20 protein-coding genes are annotated in these 21,587 nt (G+C 55.7%); 13 read left to right on the top strand and 7 right to left on the bottom strand.

Annotated features, from left to right (window positions below; genetic code table 11):
* Nucleotides 1–43: 43 nt before the first annotated feature.
* Genes F8562_RS10165 through F8562_RS10155 form a run of 3 tightly spaced genes read left to right on the top strand, consistent with a single transcriptional unit; the run spans nucleotide 44 to nucleotide 4,775 of the window.
* Entirely contained in the window at nucleotides 44–1,408 is a 1,365-nt protein-coding gene (locus F8562_RS10165; protein ID WP_094909472.1) for an MFS transporter, read from the top strand.
* Between the two features lie 18 nt (nucleotides 1,409–1,426).
* Nucleotides 1,427–3,787 (top strand): beta-glucosidase family protein, encoded by a 2,361-nt coding sequence (locus tag F8562_RS10160; protein ID WP_094909471.1) that lies wholly within the window; start codon nucleotides 1,427–1,429, stop codon nucleotides 3,785–3,787.
* A 13-nt stretch (nucleotides 3,788–3,800) separates the two neighbouring features.
* Nucleotides 3,801–4,775 carry a helix-turn-helix transcriptional regulator gene (locus F8562_RS10155; protein ID WP_014838212.1) on the top strand — a complete coding sequence of 325 codons (975 nt, stop codon included), beginning with the start codon at nucleotides 3,801–3,803 and terminating at the stop codon, nucleotides 4,773–4,775.
* Here F8562_RS10155 and cobO read toward each other — a convergent pair.
* Nucleotides 4,747–5,337 (bottom strand): cob(I)yrinic acid a,c-diamide adenosyltransferase, encoded by a 591-nt coding sequence (gene cobO / locus F8562_RS10150; RefSeq protein WP_004850148.1) that lies wholly within the window; start codon nucleotides 5,335–5,337, stop codon nucleotides 4,747–4,749. The two genes, F8562_RS10155 and cobO, sit on opposite strands and share 29 nt — an antisense overlap.
* The gene (locus F8562_RS10145) at nucleotides 5,334–6,095 is read right to left on the bottom strand and encodes a YciK family oxidoreductase (RefSeq protein ID WP_014229011.1); all 762 of its coding nucleotides are present in this window, start codon (nucleotides 6,093–6,095) and stop codon (nucleotides 5,334–5,336) included. The genes cobO and F8562_RS10145 overlap by 4 nt, the downstream gene beginning before the upstream one ends.
* Before the next feature lie 254 nt (nucleotides 6,096–6,349).
* Between F8562_RS10145 and sohB the strand changes: the two genes are divergently transcribed.
* Complete coding sequence (gene sohB, locus F8562_RS10135; RefSeq protein WP_004850151.1) at nucleotides 6,350–7,396, top strand: protease SohB; 1,047 nt, start codon at nucleotides 6,350–6,352, stop codon at nucleotides 7,394–7,396.
* Between the two features lie 55 nt (nucleotides 7,397–7,451).
* Here sohB and F8562_RS10130 read toward each other — a convergent pair whose 3' ends face one another.
* Nucleotides 7,452–7,703: a YciN family protein gene (locus F8562_RS10130; protein ID WP_004101388.1), complete on the bottom strand. Its 252-nt coding sequence runs from the start codon at nucleotides 7,701–7,703 to the stop codon at nucleotides 7,452–7,454.
* 410 nt (nucleotides 7,704–8,113) lie between these two features.
* On the opposite strand from F8562_RS10130, the gene topA reads away from it, so the two are divergent.
* The 4 genes from topA (at nucleotide 8,114) to acnA (ending at nucleotide 15,498) form a co-directional block, all read left to right on the top strand.
* A complete protein-coding gene (gene topA, locus F8562_RS10125) occupies nucleotides 8,114–10,711 on the top strand; it encodes a type I DNA topoisomerase (RefSeq protein WP_014838214.1) in 2,598 nt (865 codons plus the stop codon).
* A gap of 331 nt (nucleotides 10,712–11,042) precedes the next feature.
* Nucleotides 11,043–12,017 (top strand): HTH-type transcriptional regulator CysB, encoded by a 975-nt coding sequence (gene cysB, locus F8562_RS10120; RefSeq protein WP_004121248.1) that lies wholly within the window; start codon nucleotides 11,043–11,045, stop codon nucleotides 12,015–12,017.
* Between the two features lie 245 nt (nucleotides 12,018–12,262).
* On the top strand, nucleotides 12,263–12,430 hold the full coding sequence (locus F8562_RS10115; RefSeq protein ID WP_004121247.1) for a YmiA family putative membrane protein: 168 nt from the start codon (nucleotides 12,263–12,265) through the stop codon (nucleotides 12,428–12,430).
* Nucleotides 12,431–12,825: 395 nt separating this feature from the next.
* Nucleotides 12,826–15,498, top strand: coding sequence for an aconitate hydratase AcnA (acnA, locus tag F8562_RS10110; protein ID WP_014838215.1), 2,673 nt, complete (start codon nucleotides 12,826–12,828; stop codon nucleotides 15,496–15,498).
* A gap of 57 nt (nucleotides 15,499–15,555) precedes the next feature.
* Here acnA and ribA read toward each other — a convergent pair whose 3' ends face one another.
* The gene (ribA, locus tag F8562_RS10105; RefSeq protein WP_004121245.1) at nucleotides 15,556–16,146 is read right to left on the bottom strand and encodes a GTP cyclohydrolase II; all 591 of its coding nucleotides are present in this window, start codon (nucleotides 16,144–16,146) and stop codon (nucleotides 15,556–15,558) included.
* Between the two features lie 162 nt (nucleotides 16,147–16,308).
* Between ribA and pgpB the strand changes: the two genes are divergently transcribed.
* From pgpB to yciH, 5 genes are all read left to right on the top strand, one after another.
* Nucleotides 16,309–17,076, top strand: a complete 768-nt coding sequence (gene pgpB / locus F8562_RS10100) for a phosphatidylglycerophosphatase B (RefSeq protein ID WP_014838216.1) — start codon at nucleotides 16,309–16,311, stop codon at nucleotides 17,074–17,076.
* Nucleotides 17,077–17,211: 135 nt separating this feature from the next.
* Entirely contained in the window at nucleotides 17,212–17,520 is a 309-nt protein-coding gene (locus F8562_RS10095; protein ID WP_014229014.1) for a LapA family protein, read from the top strand.
* A 6-nt stretch (nucleotides 17,521–17,526) separates the two neighbouring features.
* On the top strand, nucleotides 17,527–18,696 hold the full coding sequence (gene lapB / locus F8562_RS10090; RefSeq protein ID WP_014229015.1) for a lipopolysaccharide assembly protein LapB: 1,170 nt from the start codon (nucleotides 17,527–17,529) through the stop codon (nucleotides 18,694–18,696).
* A 192-nt stretch (nucleotides 18,697–18,888) separates the two neighbouring features.
* Entirely contained in the window at nucleotides 18,889–19,626 is a 738-nt protein-coding gene (pyrF, locus tag F8562_RS10085) for an orotidine-5'-phosphate decarboxylase (RefSeq protein WP_014229016.1), read from the top strand.
* Entirely contained in the window at nucleotides 19,626–19,952 is a 327-nt protein-coding gene (gene yciH / locus F8562_RS10080; protein WP_042934080.1) for a stress response translation initiation inhibitor YciH, read from the top strand. Before pyrF ends, yciH begins: the two co-directional genes overlap by 1 nt.
* Before the next feature lie 97 nt (nucleotides 19,953–20,049).
* Here the strand turns inward: yciH and osmB are convergent, their stop codons facing one another.
* The 3 genes from osmB to F8562_RS10065 form a co-directional block, all read right to left on the bottom strand.
* Nucleotides 20,050–20,268, bottom strand: coding sequence for an osmotically-inducible lipoprotein OsmB (osmB, locus tag F8562_RS10075; protein WP_004139496.1), 219 nt, complete (start codon nucleotides 20,266–20,268; stop codon nucleotides 20,050–20,052).
* Nucleotides 20,269–20,544: 276 nt separating this feature from the next.
* Entirely contained in the window at nucleotides 20,545–21,294 is a 750-nt protein-coding gene (locus tag F8562_RS10070; RefSeq protein ID WP_014838218.1) for a DNA-binding transcriptional regulator YciT, read from the bottom strand.
* 70 nt (nucleotides 21,295–21,364) lie between these two features.
* Nucleotides 21,365–21,547: a hypothetical protein gene (locus F8562_RS10065; protein WP_004121231.1), complete on the bottom strand. Its 183-nt coding sequence runs from the start codon at nucleotides 21,545–21,547 to the stop codon at nucleotides 21,365–21,367.
* Between the last annotated feature and the right edge of the window lie 40 nt (nucleotides 21,548–21,587).

The raw sequence follows: 21,587 nt of genomic DNA, 5'->3' as shown, positions 1-21,587 counted from the left end.
GCCGTATACTGAGGCCACTGATTACATTAACAGGTAGCCTAAAATGGAAACAGCAGGAAAACTTTCGGCAAGCTATGTGGTTATCGGCGTTAAAGAAAAAATAGGGTATGGTTTTGGCGATTTCGCTTCTAATTTATCCTTCGGCTTCGTTTCTCTGTTTTTACTTTTTTTCTATACCAATATTTACGGCATTAGCGCCGTACAGGCGAGCCTGATCTTTGTTATTGCCCGCGTGGTTGATGCGGCCTTTAATATTCTGATTGGTTTTGCCATCGACAAAAACCACAGCCGCTACGGTAAGCTTCGTCCCTGGTTGTTGTATGGTTCAATTCCGCTCGGCTTCTTAACGGTGCTCTGCTTTGTGCCTTTCGGCGGTGAGGCGAAATTCTACTTCGCACTGATTTCCTATACTATTTATTGCCTGGCCTATACGTCGGTAAATACGCCTTATTCGGCGCTGACCAACCGTTTAACCCAGCATGAAGCCTCCCGCTCATCGCTGTCGGTATACCGGTTTGTCCTGGCGATTGTTGGCTATCTGATTGTGTCCACTACCGCGGACAGGCTGATTTCCCCGTTTAGCGATAAGCAGCTGGGATACGTCTTCGCCGTCTCTTGCTTTGCGCTGCTGGCGACGTTTTTGTTCCTTGCCTGCTTCGGGATGACCAAAGAGCGCGTTGGTGAAGAAGAGGAAGAGACTCCGGCGCCAACGCTGCGGGAAATGTTGAAGGCGGTGGCAGGCAACGCGCCGCTAATTAACCTTTCCATGTTCACCGTCTTTTTTTATATTGCCTATACCGTGTGGATGGCGATCGCTATTTACTTTATCAAATATATAATTGGTAGCGAAGGTTTTACCTCCACCTTCTTTATGATTCAGTCGGCGGCTTATATTGTCGGTACCGTTATTTCGGAAAAAATCATTGCGCTGATTGGTAAAAAGAAAATGACGCTGGTGGCGCTGTCGATCGGCGTTGCGGGCGTACTGATGCAATATTTTATCGCTGGCGACAATATCTGGCTGATCATGACCGGCGTGTGTCTGTACAGTATTACGCTGGGGATGGGTTTTGTTTCAATGTGGTCAATGATTGCCGATACCGTGGAATATGCCGAGTGGTACCATGGGGTGCGCACCGAAGGAGCAATTTACGGTTTCTTTAATTTCATCACCAAAATAGCGATGGCCATCGGCGGCGGCTGTGCGGGCTGGATGCTGGACTATTACCACTATGACGCGGGCAACATTACCGCCAGCGCGATTAACGGCATTAACGTACTGATGACGCTATTTCCCGGCGCGATGTTTGCCCTCAGCGCACTGTTTGTCGCCTGCTATTCGCTGGATGAAAAAACCTATCGCGATATTGTGCAAAAAATCAGCCTGCGCAAACAGAACGCGCTTTAACCTCAGGGAGCCAGAGAGATGAATAACGATTTTAACACCACCCTCGCCGCGATGAGCGCGGAAGAAAAAGTGGCGCTGCTGACCGGCAGCGGCCTGTGGCGGACGGCCTCGCTGCCGCAGCACGGTGTCGAAGATATCATTATGACCGACGGCACCTACGGCGTGCGCTACAGCAGCGCGCAGATTGATGGCCGGGAAAAGTGGAGCATGGATGATTTTATCTCAGTCATCACCCAAACCGCAGATCAGGCCAGCGCGGAAGAGCCCGCCGCGAAAGGGGGGAGTGAAGCGCTATTCAGCACTTCGCTACCGGCGACCTGTTTTCCTAATGGTTCCAGCCTGGCCTGCAGCTGGGACGTGGAGCTGGTGCATCAGATGGGGGAAGCGCTGGGGCGGGAGTGTCAGCAAATGGGCGTCGGGATCCTGCTCGGGCCGGGGATTAACATTCGCCGTACGCCGCTGGCCGGGCGAGGCTATGAATATTACGCCGAAGATCCGGTGGTCAGCGGCGATATTGCCGCTGCGCTGATCAACGGCCTGCAGCAGGAGGGGGTTGGCGCCAGCCTGAAACACTTTGCGGCGAACAACTCGGAGTACCGCCGCACGGAAATGGATTCGATTATTGAAGAACGGGCGCTGCGGGAAATCTATCTGGCGGGTTTCCAGCGCGCGATTGCGAAATCCCGGCCGTGGACGGTGATGTCTTCCTACAATCGTCTTAACGGCGTGCAAACCTCCCAGGATCCGTTTTTGCTCACCCAGGTTTTGCGCGATGAGTGGGGATATGAAGGGCTGGTGATGTCCGACTGGTACGGTATTAAAGATCGCCCCGCATCGCTGATGGCGGGTAACGATCTGGCGATGCCCGAAACCCGCCGCGATAAACAAACCCTGCTGGCGGCGATTGAAGCCGGAGAGGTGCCGATGGCGGTGGTGGACCGCGCCTGTCTCCGCATGCTGGAACTGCTCGACAAGGTCCAGCGCCATCGCCGCCCGCAAACGCGAGCCGATTTTACGGCGCACCACGCGCTGGCGCAGCGGCTTGCCGGTGAATCCATTGTCTTGCTGAAAAATGAAGATAATCTGCTGCCGCTGCGTCCGGAGAAAACGCCGCGCGTCGCGGTGCTGGGTAAACCGGCTCAGGAGCCGGTGATCCAGGGGTCCGGATGCGCGACCACGGTGCCGTATCTGCTCGATCGGCCGCTGGATGAAATTTTCGACCTCGCCGGCGACGACTTCAGCGTCTCCTGGGCCGTGGGCGCGCCGGACGATCTGCGCTGCGATGAACAGGCGCTGGCGCAGGCCTGCCGCGTCGCGCAGGAAGCCGACGTGGCGGTGATCTTCGTCAGCACCGCCGTAGGCGAAGATGGCGAGAACGGCGATCGTCAGGATCTGCATATTCTGCCGGTGCACGAACGGTTAATTCGCGAAGTGGCGACGGTCCAGCCGAATATCGTGGTGGTGCTGGCGAATAGCGATGCGGTGGTGATGCCGTGGCTCGGCGAGTGCAAAGCGCTGCTGGAAACGTTCTTTGCCGGGCAAGGGATGGGGCGCGCGGTGGCGGAAATCCTCTTCGGCCAGCGTAACCCCTGCGGCAAACTGACGGTAACGGTACCTAATTCCCTGGAGGAAACGCCGGCCTGGCTGCACTATCCGGGCGAAAACCTGCGTCATCATTACGGAGAAGGGCTTTTTGTCGGCTATCGCTATTATGATAAACGTCGCATGACGCCGCAGTTTCCGTTTGGCTTTGGCTTAAGCTATACCCGGTTTGCGTACGATAATATCGCGCTGTCAGCCTGCCGTGCAGGCGCAGGCGAGACGCTTACCGTGTCGTTCGACCTGACCAACTGCGGAGAGTATGCGGGCAAAGAGATCGTCCAGCTGTACGTTAGCGCGCCGAAGGGGGAGCTGATTCGCGAAGTGCAGTCATTAAAAGCGTTCAGCAAAGTGGCGCTGGCCGCCGGAGAGACCCGTCGTGTGAGCCTGCAGCTGCCCATTGGCGAGCTGGCCTGCTATCATCCGGGCCTGGGTGATTGGGTCGTGACGCCGGGCATCTGGCAGGTTCGCGTCGGCGCCTCATCCAGGGATCTGCCGTTGATCGCGGAGATTGAGGTAGATTGTCCGCAGCGGTACGTCCCGCTGCGCGATGATAACTCTCTACAACAGCTGATCCAGCAGCCAGAGGCCTTTGCCCGCGTAGTGAAGCTGATTGCCGATAAGAGCCAGATGCCGGCGGAGCAGGTGCGTGAAAAACTGATTCGCCTGGCGCCGGATCTGTTCTGCGGGCTGCTGATTGCGCTGACCGAATTCCTGGCGCTGGATATCGAACGCGACGAGCTTAACGCCGTGCTGGCCGGCGCTCATCATTGCCAATGACAGGAGAGTGCGCATGTTTCCTTTTTCAGTGACTCACCCTCGTTCGGTCACCCAGAGCGGACGACAAACGGCGAACAGCGGCTACGAGCTGATTGCCTTTGACGCGGAGAAGCTGAACGTGTTTGCCGCGGAGGTTCGCTACTGCGAGCCTCACTGGCATCCGGCTCCGGAGCTGATTACCGTGCTGGCGGGGCGATTTACCCTTGTCGTCGGCCAGCAAAGCCTGGAGCTGGCGCAGGGAGACATGCTGTATATCAATGCCGAAGAGGTCCATTCGCTGAGCGCCGAGGAGGCGGGCAGCCAGTTGCTCACCGTACAGTTTTCACCCGGCCTGTTTGATGAACTTCATCCCTCGCCGCAGCTGGACTGGAGTACCCGCGGACGTCCTTACTCTCCGGCGGACAGCGAGGTACGCCATCGACTGGCGAGGCTACTGGAACAGCTGATCGATAACCACGCGCCGTTTCAGCGTATCGCGGCGATTTATCTGCTGCTGGATGCGGTCGTCTCCGCAGGCAAGCCGACGCGGCGCGCCGAAAGCTCGCTGCGCGACGAGGCGATGATCAAAAAAGGCATTGATTTTATCAATCAACACTTTGATCAGCCGCTGACGCTGAGCGAGGTCGCCTGCCATAGCGGGATGAGCTACTCGTGGTTCTCGCGGCTGTTCAAAAAGGTGAGCCGGTATAATTTTAAAGAGTATCTGACGCTGGTGCGGCTAAATAAAGCCCGCACCCTGCTGCGCGATACCCGCACTCCGATCACGGAGATTAGCCACAGCTGCGGCTTTCAGGAACACAAGTATCTGATCGCCGCCTTTAATAAATACTGCGGCGTCACGCCAACCGAATACCGCAAGCGCTTCGTCTCGCGGCAAAATATGCGCGAAAGCGAACTGGCGCAGGGGGAGGATTGCCTGTGCCTGCCGCTGAATCATGCGCTGCTCGAGCGGCTGGCGGCTAGTAGTCGATCCCCATCTGCGCTTTGATTCCGGCGTCAAAGGCGTGCTTCACCGGACGCAGCTCGCTGACGGTATCGGCCAGTTCGGTAATCTCACGGTGGCAGCCGCGGCCGGTAATAATCACCGTCTGGTGCGCCGGGCGGTTGCGCAGCGCGGTAAGCACCTCTTCCAGCGGCAGGTAATCATAAGCCACCATGTAGGTTAGCTCGTCCAGCAAAACGAGGTCGAGGCTTTCATCAGCCAGCATGCGGCGCCCGTGCTCCCAGACCGCGAGGCAGGCGGCGGTGTCGCTTTCGCGATCCTGCGTATTCCAGGTAAAACCGGTCGCCATCACCTGAAACTCAACGCCGTGCGGCTCAAGCAGGTTGCGCTCGCCGTTTGGCCAGGTACCTTTAATAAACTGTACGACGGCGGCTTTTTTACCGTGCCCGACGGCGCGGGTGACGGTGCCAAAAGCGGCGGTGGTTTTGCCTTTACCGTTGCCGGTAAAGACGATCACGATGCCGCGCTCTTCCTGCGCGGCGGCGACGCGAGCGTCAACTTTATCTTTTACCCGCTGCTGGCGTTCGCGGTGGCGTTCATCACTCATTGTGCGATTCCTGGTTTGCGGCCCGGCTGGGCGTCAAAGGTCATTCCCGTTTTGCGACGACTGTCGTCGCCCATCAGCCACAGGTAAACCGGCATGATATCAGCGGGGGTTTTCAATTTTTGCGGATCTTCCGTCGGGAACGCATTGGCGCGCATTTTGGTGCGGGTGCCGCCTGGGTTAATGCAGTTGACCCGCAGATGACGGTTCTGATACTCCTCGGCCAGCACCTGCATCATGCCCTCAGTGGCGAATTTCGACGCGGCGTAAGCGCCCCAGTTCGCGCGTCCCTGGCGGCCGACGCTGGAAGAGGTAAAGACCAGCGAACCCGATTCGGATTTAAGTAATAAAGGAAGCAGCGCCTGGGTGAGCATAAAGGTGCCGTTCACGTTCACCTGCATCACCTGCTGCCATACTTCCGGCTTTTGTTGATCCATCGGGCACACGTCGCCCAACAGACCCGCGTTGTGCAGCACCCCGTCGAGGCGCGGGTAGTGGATGGCTATCTTCTGCGCCAGCTGCTGGCACTCCTGCGGCGTGCAGGTTAACAGGTCGAGAGTAAACCAGCGGGCGGGAATGCCGCCCGCCTGCTGTATTTCGTGCGCGACGCTGCGCAGCTTTTCTTCATTGCGGCCGACCAGGATAACGCTGGCGCTATAGCGGGAATAGGTCAGGGCGGCTTCACGGCCAATGCCGTCGCTGGCGCCGGTAACCAGGATGATGCGGTCCTGTAACAGGTGACGTTGCGGTTGATAGTGCACGGCGACTCCTCGGGCGATCTGCTGACGATCGCGCTTGCTGTTCGGTATCTCACTTTTGCGCTTTATGCCTGAAAGCGCCCGCTATTGCAATCGGCGAAGCGGAAACTCTTCGCGGAATTAATATCTTGCAACGATTTCATCGTCGCTGAAAAAAACAGGAAGGCGCCTCGCGTGCGACACAAAGCACAAAGACTTCTCGCCGACGGCTGATGTACACTGTGCGCCAACGTCAGCGGTTTACACAAGGTGAAAACGTGGAATTACTTGCTCAATATGGCCTGTTTTTGGCCAAAATCGCGACCATCGTTGTCGCAATTGCGGTTATCGTCGCCATTATTGTTAACCTGACTCAGCGCAAAAAACAGCGCGGCGAGCTGCGGGTCACCAATCTTAGCGAGCAATATAAGGAGATGAAGGAAGAGCTGGCGGTTTCGTTGCTCGATGGGCCGCAGCAGAAGCTGTGGCATAAAGCGCAAAAGAAAAAGCTCAAGCAGGAAGCAAAGGCGTCAAAGGCGCGGGCGAAGCTCGGCACACCAGAGCCGGACGTCAAGCCGCGCGTCTGGGTGCTGGATTTTAAAGGCAGTATGGATGCCCATGAAGTGAGCAGCCTGCGCGAAGAAATCACCGCCGTTCTGGCGGCGGCAAAAGCGCGCGACCAGGTCGTCATTCGCCTTGAAAGCCCAGGCGGCGTGGTTCACGGTTACGGCCTGGCGGCTTCACAGCTGCAGCGCCTGCGCGACAAGCAGATCCCGTTAACGGTCGCGGTCGATAAAGTCGCGGCCAGCGGCGGCTATATGATGGCCTGCGTGGCGAACAGAATCGTCAGTGCACCCTTTGCTATCCTGGGCTCTATTGGCGTTGTGGCGCAAATTCCCAACATCAATCGCTTCCTGAAAAATAAAGATATCGACATTGAGCTGCATACGGCCGGGCAGTACAAACGCACCCTGACGATGCTGGGTGAAAATACCGAAGAAGGGCGGCAGAAATTTCGCGAAGACCTCAACGATACTCATCGGCTGTTTAAAGATTTTGTCCACCAGATGCGCCCCGGGCTGGATATCGAGCAGGTAGCGACGGGTGAACACTGGTACGGCGTTCAGGCGCTGGAAAAAGGCCTTGTGGACGCGGTGGAAACCAGCGATGAACTTCTGCTGGGGCTGATGGATAAGCACGAGGTTATCAGCGTGCGCTATCAGCAGCGTAAGAAAATGCTCGAGCGGTTTACCGGCAGCGCGGCGGAAAGCGCCGATAAGCTTCTGCTGCGCTGGTGGCAGCGCGGGCAAAAGCCGCTGATGTAAACAAACAACGCGAGGCTTCGGCCTCGCGTTGTTGTCATGGCCCTGCAGGCAGCGGTTAATCCGCCAGGTGGTACTTATCAGACAGCTCGTGTGCGAGGTATTTAAACATATTAAATACCGCCGTACTCTTCGCCGTTGGCAGACCCTGCTCGTCAAGATAGAACTCGCCGCTGAACACCAGTACGCCGTTACGCTGAACGACGTCGGTGGCCTCGATCCCGGCTAACGTATCTTCATGTTCGCGAATGAGTTTGTTGGCTTTTTCCAGAAGCGTCTGGCGATCGATGGGTTGGGTTGTACCTTGCATAAATGCCTCCTGTGTTTCTTCGCGGCTAGTCTACGCCGCGCGGCGGCGAGGGGCAAATTTTCCATTGATCTTGCAGGGGTAATCGCAGAAGCCTAATAAACATCAGTTTAGTGGCGGGATTTGCTTTTGCATGCTAATAAAGTTGCGTAACGAATTTTATCAGGTACAGTGTGACGCTTTCAGCGATCTGGCAACAGATTTGCTTGACATTCGGCCAAAAATTATTCGTGCTATGTCGCCTGGCGAGAAAAAGCCAGCAAACTCAGCTATCTGGTTTTATGGATGCGAAACCGGTGCAAGGGGTTGATATCCATCGATAACGACGCAACATAGGTTGTGACGTGTCGCCAGTGGATGGTGAATCAATGTGCGATGTATTCCTGGATGAATCAAATTAGGTAAAGGTGAATATGGGTAAAGCTCTCGTTATCGTTGAGTCCCCGGCAAAAGCCAAAACGATCAATAAGTATCTGGGTAATGACTACGTGGTTAAGTCCAGCGTCGGTCATATCCGCGATTTGCCGACCAGTGGCTCAGCTTCCAAAAAGAGCGCCGACTCTACCTCCACCAAAGGGGCTAAAAAGCCTAAGAAGGATGAACGCGGCGCTCTGGTCAACCGTATGGGCGTGGACCCGTGGCATGACTGGAATGCGCACTATGAAATACTCCCGGGTAAAGAAAAGGTCGTTACTGAACTCAAACAGCTGGCGGAAAAAGCTGACCACATCTATCTCGCAACCGACCTTGACCGCGAAGGGGAAGCCATCGCATGGCACCTGCGGGAAGTTATCGGCGGTGATGAACAGCGCTATAGCCGCGTGGTGTTCAACGAGATCACGAAGAATGCGATTCGTCAGGCTTTCGAAAAGCCGGGCGAACTGAATATTGACCGTGTCAACGCTCAGCAGGCGCGCCGTTTTATGGATCGCGTGGTGGGCTACATGGTCTCTCCACTGCTGTGGAAAAAAATTGCCCGCGGTCTGTCAGCAGGCCGCGTCCAGTCGGTTGCGGTGCGTCTGGTGGTCGAGCGCGAGCGCGAAATTAAAGCGTTCGTTCCGGAAGAGTACTGGGAAGTTGACGCCAGCACCACGACCCCTGGCGGCGATGCGTTACCGCTGCAGGTCACGCATAACGGCGATAAGCCGTTCCGTCCGGTAAACCGTGATGAAACCATGGCGGCGGTCGCGTTGCTTGAGAAAGCCAGCTACAGCGTGCTGGAGCGTGAAGATAAGCCGACCAGCAGCAAGCCGGGCGCGCCGTTTATCACCTCCACGCTGCAGCAGGCCGCCAGCACGCGTCTTGGCTTCGGCGTGAAGAAAACCATGATGATGGCGCAGCGTCTCTACGAAGCGGGCCACATTACCTATATGCGTACCGACTCGACGAACCTGAGCCAGGACGCGCTGAGCATGGTGCGCGGCTACATTGGCGACAACTTCGGTAAGAAATATCTGCCAGAGAGCGCGAATCAGTACGCCAGCAAAGAAAACTCGCAGGAAGCGCACGAGGCGATTCGTCCATCCGACGTCAACGTGCTGGCCGAAACGTTAAAAGATATGGAATCTGATGCGCAGAAACTGTATCAGCTGATCTGGCGCCAGTTTGTCGCCTGTCAGATGACGCCTGCGCAGTACGACTCCACCACGCTGACGGTGAAAGCCGGCGATTTCAAACTGAAAGCCCGCGGCCGTACGCTGCGCTTTGACGGCTGGACCAAAGTAATGCCCGCCCTGCGTAAAGGCGATGAAGACCGTACTTTACCGATGGTCAATAAGGGCGACAGCCTGAGCCTGGTCGAGCTGACCCCTGCGCAGCACTTTACCAAGCCGCCGGCGCGTTTTAGCGAAGCTTCGCTGGTTAAAGAGCTGGAAAAACGCGGCATCGGTCGTCCGTCCACCTATGCGTCGATCATTTCGACCATTCAGGATCGCGGCTACGTGCGGGTGGAAAACCGCCGCTTCTATGCGGAAAAGATGGGCGAAATCGTCACCGATCGTCTGGAAGAGAACTTCCGCGATCTGATGAACTATGATTTCACCGCGCAGATGGAAGACCGCCTCGATCAGGTGGCTAACCATCAGGCCGAGTGGAAGCAGGTCCTCGACAGCTTCTTCGGAGACTTTACCTCGCAGCTGCAGACGGCAGAGAAAGATCCGGAAGAGGGCGGCATGCAGCCGAACCCAATGGTGCTGACCACCATCGACTGCCCAACCTGCGGGCGCAAGATGGGGATCCGTACCGCCAGCACCGGCGTATTCCTCGGCTGCTCGGGCTACGCGCTGTCGCCAAAAGAGCGCTGTAAAACCACCATTAACCTGGTGCCGGAAAACGAAGTGCTCAACGTGCTGGAAGGCGATGACGCTGAAACCAACGCGCTGCGCGCTAAACGCCGCTGTAAAAAATGCGGCACGGCGATGGACAGCTACCTCATCGATCCGAAGCGCAAGCTGCACGTCTGCGGTAATAACCCGACCTGCGATGGCTACGAGATCGAAGAGGGCGAGTTCCGCATCAAGGGCTATGACGGCCCGATCGTTGAGTGTGAAAAATGTGGCTCCGAAATGCACCTGAAGATGGGGCGTTTTGGTAAGTATATGGCCTGCACCAACGACGAGTGTAAAAACACCCGTAAGATCCTGCGTAACGGGGAAGTGGCGCCGCCGAAAGAAGATCCGGTGCCGCTGCCGGAGCTGCCGTGCGAGAAATCGGACGCCTACTTTGTTCTGCGCGATGGCGCGGCGGGCGTCTTCCTGGCCGCCAACACCTTCCCGAAATCGCGCGAAACCCGCGCGCCGCTCGTGGAAGAGCTGTACCGCTTCCGCGACCGCCTGGCGGAGAAGCTGCGCTATCTGGCCGATGCGCCGCAGCAGGATCCGGAAGGCAACAAAACGATGGTGCGTTTTAGCCGCAAAACTAAGCAGCAGTACGTTGCCTCAGAGAAAGACGGCAAAGCCACCGGCTGGTCAGCTTTCTATATAGATGGCAAATGGACTGAAGCAAAGAAGTAACTGCTATCATCTGATAAAAGGGCCGCGCCGCGGCCCTTTTTTGACATCACATGTTGTTGATATCCAAGATATTACTCTGTTCCTCCTCTCTCCTTATAACTGCCTTATTATTTTTTGTTAATATCTATACACTGTAGATATAAATGATATAGTGGTTATAGCTAATCCCTTTTTTATTATCTTATCGTCTTATACATCACCGTCATCAGGATACGTTGTGGCGCCAACGCGGCGAGTCGCAGGGAGGTTCGGGCTAGCCCGTCCACCGCCAAGTGACCTGAGCGTAAAATGTATTAAGCGGGTTTATTTTACGTGCTATCGGATATCAGCCATGAAACTACAGCAGCTCCGCTATATCGTTGAGGTTGTTAACCATAATCTGAACGTCTCCTCCACGGCCGAAGGCCTGTACACCTCACAGCCGGGCATCAGCAAGCAGGTTCGCATGCTGGAGGATGAGCTGGGAATTCAGATTTTCGCCCGCAGCGGCAAACATTTGACCCAGGTCACGCCCGCAGGCCAGGAGATCATACGCATCGCTCGCGAGGTCCTGTCGAAGGTCGATGCGATCAAATCGGTAGCGGGTGAGCATACCTGGCCTGATAAGGGGTCGCTGTACGTAGCAACTACCCACACCCAGGCCCGCTACGCGCTACCGGGCGTTATCAAAGGCTTTATCGAACGCTATCCCCGCGTCTCCTTGCACATGCATCAGGGGTCGCCAACGCAAATCGCCGAGGCGGTGTCGAAAGGCAATGCTGACTTCGCTATCGCGACCGAAGCGCTTCATCTTTATGATGATTTGGTGATGCTGCCGTGCTACCACTGGAACCGCTCCGTGGTCGTCACGCCAGAGCATCCGCTGGCGTCGCGAGAGTCGGTATCGATTGAGGAGCTGGCGCAGTATCCGCTGGTGACTTACACCTTCGGCTTCACCGGCCGCTCCGAGCTGGATACCGCCTTTAATCGCGCCGGCTTAACGCCGCGCATCGTTTTCACCGCCACCGACGCCGATGTGATTAAAACCTACGTGCGTCTGGGCCTTGGGGTAGGGGTAATTGCCAGTATGGCGGTGGATCCGGTTTCCGACCCGGACCTGGTGAAGCTGGACGCCAATGGTATTTTCAGCCACAGCACCACGAAAATAGGTTTCCGTCGCAGTACCTTCTTGCGAAGCTATATGTATGATTTTATTCAGCGATTTGCGCCGCATCTGACCCGGGATGTGGTCGATACCGCCGTTGCTTTGCGCTCAAATGAAGATATTGAAGCGATGTTCAAAGATATTAAATTACCGGAAAAATAACCACAGAAAAAATAATGGCATCCTCTCGGGGATGCCAAAGCCTATAATGGCCTGAAATGGAATATCTAAACCTCGTCTGAATCACAATTTTTGTTAACTCCTCGTACCACATTTGCAAATATACCTGCCGCGATCAAATTAATGATGAAAGATATCTGCTGAAAAGCGAATTCACTGGATTAATAGTCAATCCATAATTAAGATTTATCTGTGGTTAGTAATTCTTAGCGATTGGTGGTGAAAAAATGATTAGTGATATCGATTATATGAAGTTTGCGATGTCACAGGAACGTGACAAGACTGAGATAGATCCAGTTTTGAGAAGTAAGGCCTGGAGCGCCGTTATCCTTGGGCTTGCGATGTTCTGGAGCGTCATTGCTCTGGTTGTCTGCAACGTTTGGTTACTAAGCTAGAGCACCTTCCAGTCACAGCGGTTATGTCAGTTTTATGACAAGTGAATTATTGAGAATTATTTCTATCTGATAAAATAGCGGTAATAAGGAGGATATAATTTTTCCCTTTTTAGACTCGCTCGATAAATTTTCTCTATTGGACTAATCGCCAGAATAATGGCGATTAGTCTTTCTTTGTACTCCTGTACTAATACGACGCGCTCGCCGACGCAAACCTGACTTCTTCAATCCTTCTCAATATATCCGCCCTCATTATTCAAATTTCCTGTCTTAATGCGTTACGCCTATTTTAGCAATTTGAGTTGTTATCAAAATGTTACATCAAAGATGTGTTATCTTTAATAATGACCCTGAGGAGGATCAGGGGATGCTATCCCTAAGGTAAAGGAGGAGCTATGTCGTCAACCCTACGAGCAGCCAGTAAGGATACGCTCCAGGTTAAAGATAAAACCTGGCATTACTACAGCTTACCGCTGGCCGCTAAACAACTGGGCGATCTCTCGCGCTTGCCCAAATCGCTCAAAGTGCTACTGGAAAACCTGCTGCGCTGGCAGGACGGCGATTCCGTGACCGCCGAAGATATTCATGCCCTGGCCGGATGGCTGAAGCATGCCCATGCCGACAGGGAGATTGCCTACCGTCCGGCGCGCGTCCTGATGCAGGACTTTACCGGGGTTCCTGCCGTGGTGGACCTGGCGGCGATGCGCGAAGCGGTCAAACGCCTGGGCGGCGATACCGCCAAAGTGAACCCGCTTTCGCCCGTCGACCTGGTGATTGACCACTCGGTCACCGTAGACCGTTTTGGTGACGATGATGCTTTTGAAGAGAACGTCCGGCTTGAGATGGAGCGCAACCATGAGCGCTACGTCTTTTTGCGCTGGGGGCAGCAGGCATTCAGCCGCTTCAGCGTAGTACCGCCGGGTACCGGTATTTGCCACCAGGTAAACCTCGAATACCTTGGCCGGGCGGTGTGGAGCGAACAGCAAAACGGCGAGTGGGTGGCTTTCCCCGACACCCTGGTCGGCACCGATTCCCATACCACGATGATTAACGGTTTAGGCGTTCTGGGCTGGGGCGTCGGCGGTATCGAAGCGGAAGCCGCCATGCTCGGTCAGCCGGTTTCCATGCTGATCCCGGACGTTGTTGGCTTCAAGCTGAGCGGCAAGCTGCGTGAAGGCATTACCGCGACGGACCTGGTCCTGACGGTCACCCAAATGCTGCGTAAACACGGCGTTGTGGGTAAGTTTGTTGAATTCTACGGCGATGGCCTCGATTCTCTGCCGCTGGCGGACCGCGCGACGATTGCCAATATGTCCCCGGAGTATGGCGCGACCTGCGGCTTTTTCCCGATCGATGCGGTAACGCTTGACTATATGCGCCTGACCGGCCGCAGCGAAGAGCAGGTGGCATTGGTAGAAGCCTATGCGAAAGCGCAGGGCATGTGGCGTCAGCCTGGAGATGAACCGGTATTCACCAGCACGCTGGCGCTGGATATGGGAACCGTTGAAGCCAGCCTGGCCGGGCCGAAACGCCCGCAGGATCGCGTAGCGCTCGGCGATGTGCCCCAGGCCTTTGCCGCCAGCACCGAGCTGGAAGTTAATCACGCGCAGAAAGATAAACGGCCAATCGACTACACGCTGAACGGACAGCAGTATTCGCTGCCTGACGGCGCGGTGGTGATTGCCGCCATTACCTCCTGTACTAACACGTCGAACCCCAGCGTCCTGATGGCCGCCGGCTTGCTGGCCAAAAAAGCCGTTGAGCGGGGGCTGAAACCGCAGCCGTGGGTTAAAGCGTCGCTGGCTCCCGGGTCGAAGGTCGTTTCCGACTATCTGGCCCACGCAAAGCTGACGCCGTATCTTGATGAACTGGGCTTCAATCTGGTCGGCTATGGCTGTACCACCTGTATCGGTAACTCCGGACCGCTGCCGGACCCGATCGAGCGCGCAATCAAGCAGGGCGATCTGACCGTCGGGGCTGTGCTCTCCGGCAACCGCAACTTTGAAGGACGTATTCATCCGCTGGTAAAAACCAACTGGCTGGCGTCGCCGCCGCTGGTGGTCGCCTACGCCCTGGCGGGGAATATGAATCTCGACCTGACCCGTGAGCCGTTAGGGACGGGTAAAGATGGTCAGCCGGTGTATCTGAAGGATATCTGGCCGAGCGGAATCGAAGTCGCGCAGGCGGTTGAGCAAGTCTCAACGGAGATGTTCCGTAAAGAGTACGCCGAAGTGTTTGAAGGGACAGCCGAGTGGAAGGCGATTAAAGTGGATCGCTCTGATACCTACGACTGGCAGGATGATTCCACCTACATTCGCCTGTCGCCGTTCTTTGATGAGATGGGCGTTGAGCCTAAACCGGTAGAGGATATTCACGGCGCGCGCATTCTGGCCATGTTGGGCGACTCGGTTACCACCGACCATATCTCCCCGGCGGGCAGCATTAAAGCCGACAGCCCCGCGGGCCGTTATCTGCAAAATCACGGCGTCGAACGCATTGATTTTAACTCCTACGGCTCCCGTCGCGGCAACCATGAGGTGATGATGCGCGGGACGTTTGCCAATATTCGTATTCGTAACGAAATGGTCCCCGGCGTGGAAGGGGGGATGACCCGTCATCTTCCGGATAGTCAACCTATCGCTATTTACGATGCCGCTATGCTCTACAAAGCGGAGGGCACGCCGCTGGCGGTGATCGCAGGCAAAGAGTACGGTTCCGGCTCCAGCCGCGACTGGGCGGCTAAAGGACCGCGTTTGCTCGGCGTCAGGGTGGTGATTGCCGAGTCTTTCGAGCGTATCCACCGCTCCAACCTGATTGGAATGGGGATCTTACCGCTGGAATTCCCGCAGGGGGTGACGCGTAAAACGCTGGGACTGAGCGGCGAGGAGCGGATAGATATCAGCAACCTGCAGGCTCTGCAGCCCGGTATGACGGTGCCGGTCACGCTGACGCGCGCGGATGGTCGGCAGGAAGTGATTGATTGCCGCTGCCGCATCGATACCGCGACTGAGCTGACCTACTATGAGAACGACGGTATTTTGCACTATGTGATCCGCAATATGCTGTAAACCCGTGTCTGATATAAAAAGGGCCAGCACAGGCTGGCCCTTCATTTTTCAACGGAATTACTTGCTCAGCAGGTGCCCCATTTTGGCAGCCTTAGTATCCAGATAGTGGGCATTTTTCGGGTTGCGTCCCACAATCAGCGGCACGCGTTCCACAATGTTAATTCCCGCTTCAGTCAGGATTTCGACCTTCTTCGGGTTGTTGGTCAACAGGCGTACCTGGTCGACGTTGAGCAGCTTAAACATATCTGCGCACAGCGTGAAGTCGCGTTCATCGGCGGCAAAACCCAGCTGATGGTTGGCTTCCACGGTGTCATAGCCTTGATCCTGTAACGCGTAGGCGCGGATTTTGTTCAGCAGACCGATATTGCGCCCTTCCTGGCGGTGATACAGCAGAATGCCGCGCCCCTCTTCGGCAATATGCGACAACGCCGCTTCCAGTTGAAATCCGCAATCACAGCGCAGGCTAAAAAGGGCGTCGCCCGTTAAACACTCAGAGTGTACGCGAGCCAGAACCGGGGATTGCCCCGAAATATCGCCAAATACCAGCGCGACGTGATCCTGCCCGGTTGCCAGTTCTTCAAAACCCACCATGAGAAAATCGCCCCATGGGGTTGGCAGTTTGGCTTCTGCCACACGTTTAAGCTGCATGTGATTCTCCAGATTCTATCAGCACCTGACTGTGCTTCTGTTTGCCGCTATTTTGCCACAATGGCGCGACGTTCTCCTAATTGCGTCGGGTTACCTGCGCGCAAAGCGCACAAACGAACTACTTTCCGTTATGATATTGAGGTTAATGAATAAGGAGATGAGATGCTGTTGATTGCCGGACGAACCGCCGTTGGCGCGGCCCTGTTATTAATCATGCCTGCTGCGATCTGGATTTCGGGCTGGAAATGGCATCCCGGGCTGTCGGCAGGGACGATGAAGCTGCTGTACTGGGTGACCGAGACGGTGACGCAGCCATGGGGCATCATTACGCACGTTATCTTATGCGCCTGGTTTCTGTGGTGCCTGCGTTTTCGTCTGCGAGCGGCGATAATGCTGTTTCTCATTCTGGCCGCAGCGATACTGGTTGGGCAGGGAATGAAGACGTGGATTAAAGGCCGCGTTCAGGAGCCTCGTCCCTTTGTCATCTGGCTGGAGCAGACGCAGCAGGTTCCGGTCACGCAATTCTACGCGTTGAAACGCAAAGAACGCGCTAAACTGGTGCATGAGCAGCTGGCGCAAGAGCAGCAAATCCCCGGATTTTTGCGCAAGCACTGGCAAAAAGAGACCGGCTTCGCTTTCCCATCTGGCCATACGATGTTCGCTGCCAGCTGGGCGCTGCTCGGCGTTGGTTTGCTGTGGCCGCGGCGTCGCTGGGTCACCCTGGCGCTGCTGCTAACGTGGGCGACGGCGGTGATGGGCAGCCGCCTGGCGCTGGGCATGCACTGGCCGCAGGATCTGATCGTCGCAACGCTGATTTCCTGGCTGCTGGTGACCCTGGCGACCTGGCTTGCCCAGCGGTTCTGCGGCCCGCTATCGCCGCCGGGAGAAGAGGCGCAGGATATTAAAAAAAGGGCGGCAGCGCCGGAATAATGTTGATATTACCCCTGTCAGGCCGCATATCCTGTACTGGTGTCATGCATTTCCATTTCACCGCTGCGGCGAAAATGGTACTTTATAGGGCTGAACGCGGGATTTTTTCGCGCAACCCACAGAACGGGAAGTCATGTGAAATATTTTCTTATTTTCTTACTGGTGTTAGCCATCTTCGTCATTTCAGTGACGCTGGGCGCGCAGAATGACCAGGTGGTCACGTTCAACTATCTCCTCGCGCAGGGTGAGTTCCGTATTTCGACGCTGCTGGCCGTGCTTTTTGCTGCCGGTTTTGCTATCGGCTGGCTGATCTGCGGTCTTTTCTGGCTGCGCGTTCGCGTCTCTCTGGCGCGCGCTGAGCGTAAAATTAAGCGTCTGGAGCATCAGATCGCGCCAGCCAGCGCTACGCCTGCAGAAGCCGGTGTTCCTGCGGTGAAGGAATAATCATTTATGCTGGAGTTGTTGTTTCTGCTTTTGCCCGTTGCCGCAGCGTATGGCTGGTACATGGGGCGCAGAAGTGCACAACAGTCCAAACAGGACGATGCGAGCCGTCTGTCGCGTGACTACGTTACAGGGGTCAACTTCCTGCTGAGCAATCAGCAGGATAAAGCCGTCGATCTGTTCCTCGATATGCTGAAAGAGGATACCGGCACCGTCGAAGCCCATCTGACGCTGGGCAACCTGTTCCGCTCGCGCGGTGAAGTTGACCGCGCTATCCGCATCCACCAGAGCTTAATGGAAAGCGCCTCGCTGACTTACGACCAGCGCCTGCTGGCGGTTCAGCAGCTGGGGCGCGATTATATGGCCGCCGGGCTCTACGATCGGGCGGAGGGGATGTTCAAACAGCTGGTGGATGAAACGGATTTTCGCCTGAGCGCCCTGCAGCAGCTGCTGCAAATTTATCAGGCAACCAGCGACTGGCAGTCGGCGATAGAAGTGGCCGAGCGTCTGGTTAAACTGGGGAAAGAGAAACATCGCGGCGAAATCGCCAATTTCTGGTGTGAACTGGCGCTGCAGCAAATGGCGGGCAACGATCTGGATAAGGCGATGGCGCTGCTGAAAAAAGGCGCCGCGGCGGATCGCAACAGCGCTCGCGTCTCCATCATGATGGGTCGGGTATGGATGGAGAAGGGCGACTATGCCAAAGCGGTAGAGAGCCTGGAGCGGGTGATTGAGCAGGATAAAGAACTGGTGGGTGAAACCCTGGAGATGCTGCAAACCTGTTACCAGCAGTTAGGGAAAACCGACGAGTGGGAAGCATTTTTGCGCCGCTGCGCGGAGGAAAATACCGGCGCGACGGCCGATCTGATGCTGGCGCAGATCCTCGAACAGCGGGAAGGGGTTGACGCCGCGCAAAACTACGTGACTCGCCAGCTGGAGCGCCATCCGACGATGCGCGTTTTCCATAAGCTCATCGATTACCACATTAATGAAGCCGAAGAGGGGCGTGCGAAGGAGAGCCTGGGCGTGCTGCGCCAGATGGTGGGCGAGCAGGTCCGCAGCAAGCCGCGCTACCGCTGCCAGAAATGCGGCTTTACCGCCCATACGCTGTACTGGCACTGTCCATCCTGCCGGTCGTGGTCAACCATTAAGCCCATTCGCGGACTCGACGGGCAGTAATTTTAAAAAAAAGCCGCACTTTAGTTACAACATACTTATGGATTATTATGTCCGTCTCCTCCGGCTACGGCGATTAAGGCGTCTGGCAGGGAGGGAAATGCAGCCTGTTATTTTCGGCTTATCGCAGGTAGAATGCTGCCCGTTTACCTTTTTTGCGCCGAACCGGCGCTCATCAACAATTAAGGTCCGGTCATGACGTCTACTGCTACATCTTCTTCCCGCGTTGTCACATCCTCTCCCATCGTCGTTGCTCTCGATTATGATAACCGTGATAAAGCGCTGGCGTTTGTCGACCGTATCGACCCGCGCGACTGCCGGCTCAAGGTTGGTAAAGAGATGTTTACCCTGCTGGGGCCGCAGTTTGTTCGCGACCTGCACCAGCGCGGTTTTGAGATTTTCCTCGATCTAAAATTTCACGATATCCCGAATACCACGGCGCGTGCGGTCGCCGCAGCGGCAGAGCTTGGCGTCTGGATGGTTAACGTTCATGCCTCCGGCGGCGCGCGTATGATGACCGCCGCACGTGAGGCCCTGCTGCCTTTCGGAAAAGATGCGCCGCTATTAATTGCGGTAACGGTGTTAACCAGCATGGAAGCCAGCGATCTGCAGGATCTGGGCATTACGCTATCTCCGGCGGACCACGCCGCGAAGCTGGCGGCGCTGACCCAGCGCTGCGGGCTGGATGGCGTTGTCTGTTCGGCGCAGGAGGCGGTTCGCTTTAAACAAGAGCTGGGCCAGGCGTTCAAGCTGGTGACGCCTGGCATTCGTCCGCAAGGTAGCGACGCGGGTGACCAGCGGCGCATTATGACGCCGGAACAGGCGCAGGCGGCGGGGGTAGATTACATGGTGATTGGTCGTCCGGTAACGCAGTCTGCCGATCCGGCCGCCACCCTGCGCGGTATCAACGCATCGTTGAATAAGGGGGTATGATGAGCGATTCCAACAGTCGTCTGGTTTATTCAACGGACAGAGGTCGTATTGATGAGCCCAAAGCGGTACAGGCGCGTCCGAAAGGGGACGGTATCGTACGTATCCAGCGCCAGACCAGCGGGCGCAAGGGGAAGGGCGTGTGTCTGATTAGCGGAATAGATGAAAGTGACGACGCGCTGGCTAAGCTGGCTGCCGAGCTGAAAAAGAAATGCGGCTGCGGCGGGGCGGTAAAAGATGGCGTGATTGAGATTCAGGGTGATAAGCGTGACTTGCTCAAATCACTTCTGGAAGCCAAAGGCATGAAGGTTAAGCTGGCTGGCGGTTGATTAATAATAAGGCCACGATAAATATCGTGGCCTTTATTTTTGTGCTGGTGTACTGGTCAGCAAATATAAACTTTCATTTTATTGTTCGTGGTTAATATTATTTACCCACCTGGTGGCCGATAATCCCGCCGACTGCCGCGCCGCCGAGGGTACCCAGGGTGCTGCCGTCCGTTAATACCGCACCGCCCAGAGCACCGGCACCTGCGCCGATAGCGGTGTTACGGTCGCGTTTAGACCAGTTAGAACAAGCGCTCAGAGACATTGCAACAGTGACGGCCAGAACCACAGCGGCCATTTTTTTGTTCATTGAAGTCATCATTTTTTTCTCCTGAATAATCTATTCATGGATACAACTTCCCTTAAGCATAGCTTGTTACGCCAGCCCGGGGGGTATTCCATGAAGCTTTAGTTGCGCAGGTGTTGCTCTATTCACGCAGGTGATAGTTACTTCCTGTTATATCGCTAACATTAATTCTACTTTCTATAAATTTTTCAGGCAGGTAAAAAGTCTGAATTCAGGTGTCAGAAAAGTCTCAGACCAGGGCGATGCCGGGGAGAGCCCGGCAAAGCGGCGGTAAGGCAGAAATAAGGATCAGGGATGATTAACGATATCGACGGCTAAACCGCACTGGGTTAACTGGTTGCGCACGGCATCATTGAGATTATCATCGGTGATAATGCGGTTGAAGCGCGCTATCGGGCCGAGCGGATAGGGATGAACCACGTTGAATTTCGAGCTATCGCTGAGCACAATCGCTTCACAGCCCTTTTCAAGCACCGCGTTGACCACGTCAGCACGCATCATATCCCGTCCGGTAAATCCGGTTTCAGCCTGCCAGCCGTCAATGCCAATAAAGGCCTTGCTGAAGTGGACCTGCTGAATAAACTGGCGGGTTAGCGGACCCACCATACTTTCACTGCGCTTTTGATAGATCCCGCCCAGCAGGATGACTTCTCCGGGCGTCTCTTTCAGCAGATGCGCGATATAGCTGCTGACGGTGATGATAGTGATATCGCCGCGCTCGGCAAGCGTACGGGCGAGCAGGGCGTTGCAGCTCCCGTTTTCGATAAATACCGTTTCCCCGGACGAAACGAGCGTAGCGGCCCGCGCAGCCAGCTCTCGCTTAATGGCGAAGTTGGTCATCATGCGGGTTTCCACATCTTCACTATCCAGCGGAACGGCGAAGCCGTGGGTACGCCGCAGGTAGCTCTGTTTCTCGAGTGAATTCAGATCCTGGCGAATGGTGACTTCAGAGACACCGGTCATCTTCGCGAGATCGGCCACGCTCATACGGCCTTTATCGATGACCATTTGCAAAATACTTTGTTGTCGGGCGTTCATAGCAACTTCGCAGTTAAGGGCTATTTGGGCGCGATCGGCCCTGGATGGCCGATGGCGACGATGAAGATTATCAAATTTCCCACGGCGCTTTAGGCTGACCGGGTTTATTTTCCTGCTCGTCGCTGGAAAGCGCCTGCAGTTCAGCTTTCAGAATTTCCAGATTATGGATTGCGGAGTGATAATCCCCGGCAACCAGAATATCCAGCACGGTATCGATTCGTTGGGCGAGCAGGCGGGCATTCAGATCTGACATGGCGTTATCCTGGTTACAAATGTGAATAAAATCAATGATG

The organism is Klebsiella sp. RCJ4, assembly GCF_009025755.1.
GTDB classification, from domain to species: domain Bacteria; phylum Pseudomonadota; class Gammaproteobacteria; order Enterobacterales; family Enterobacteriaceae; genus Klebsiella; species Klebsiella michiganensis.
The sequence above is the reverse complement of the archived record's forward strand: the minus strand, read 5'-3'. Positions and strand labels throughout refer to the sequence as shown.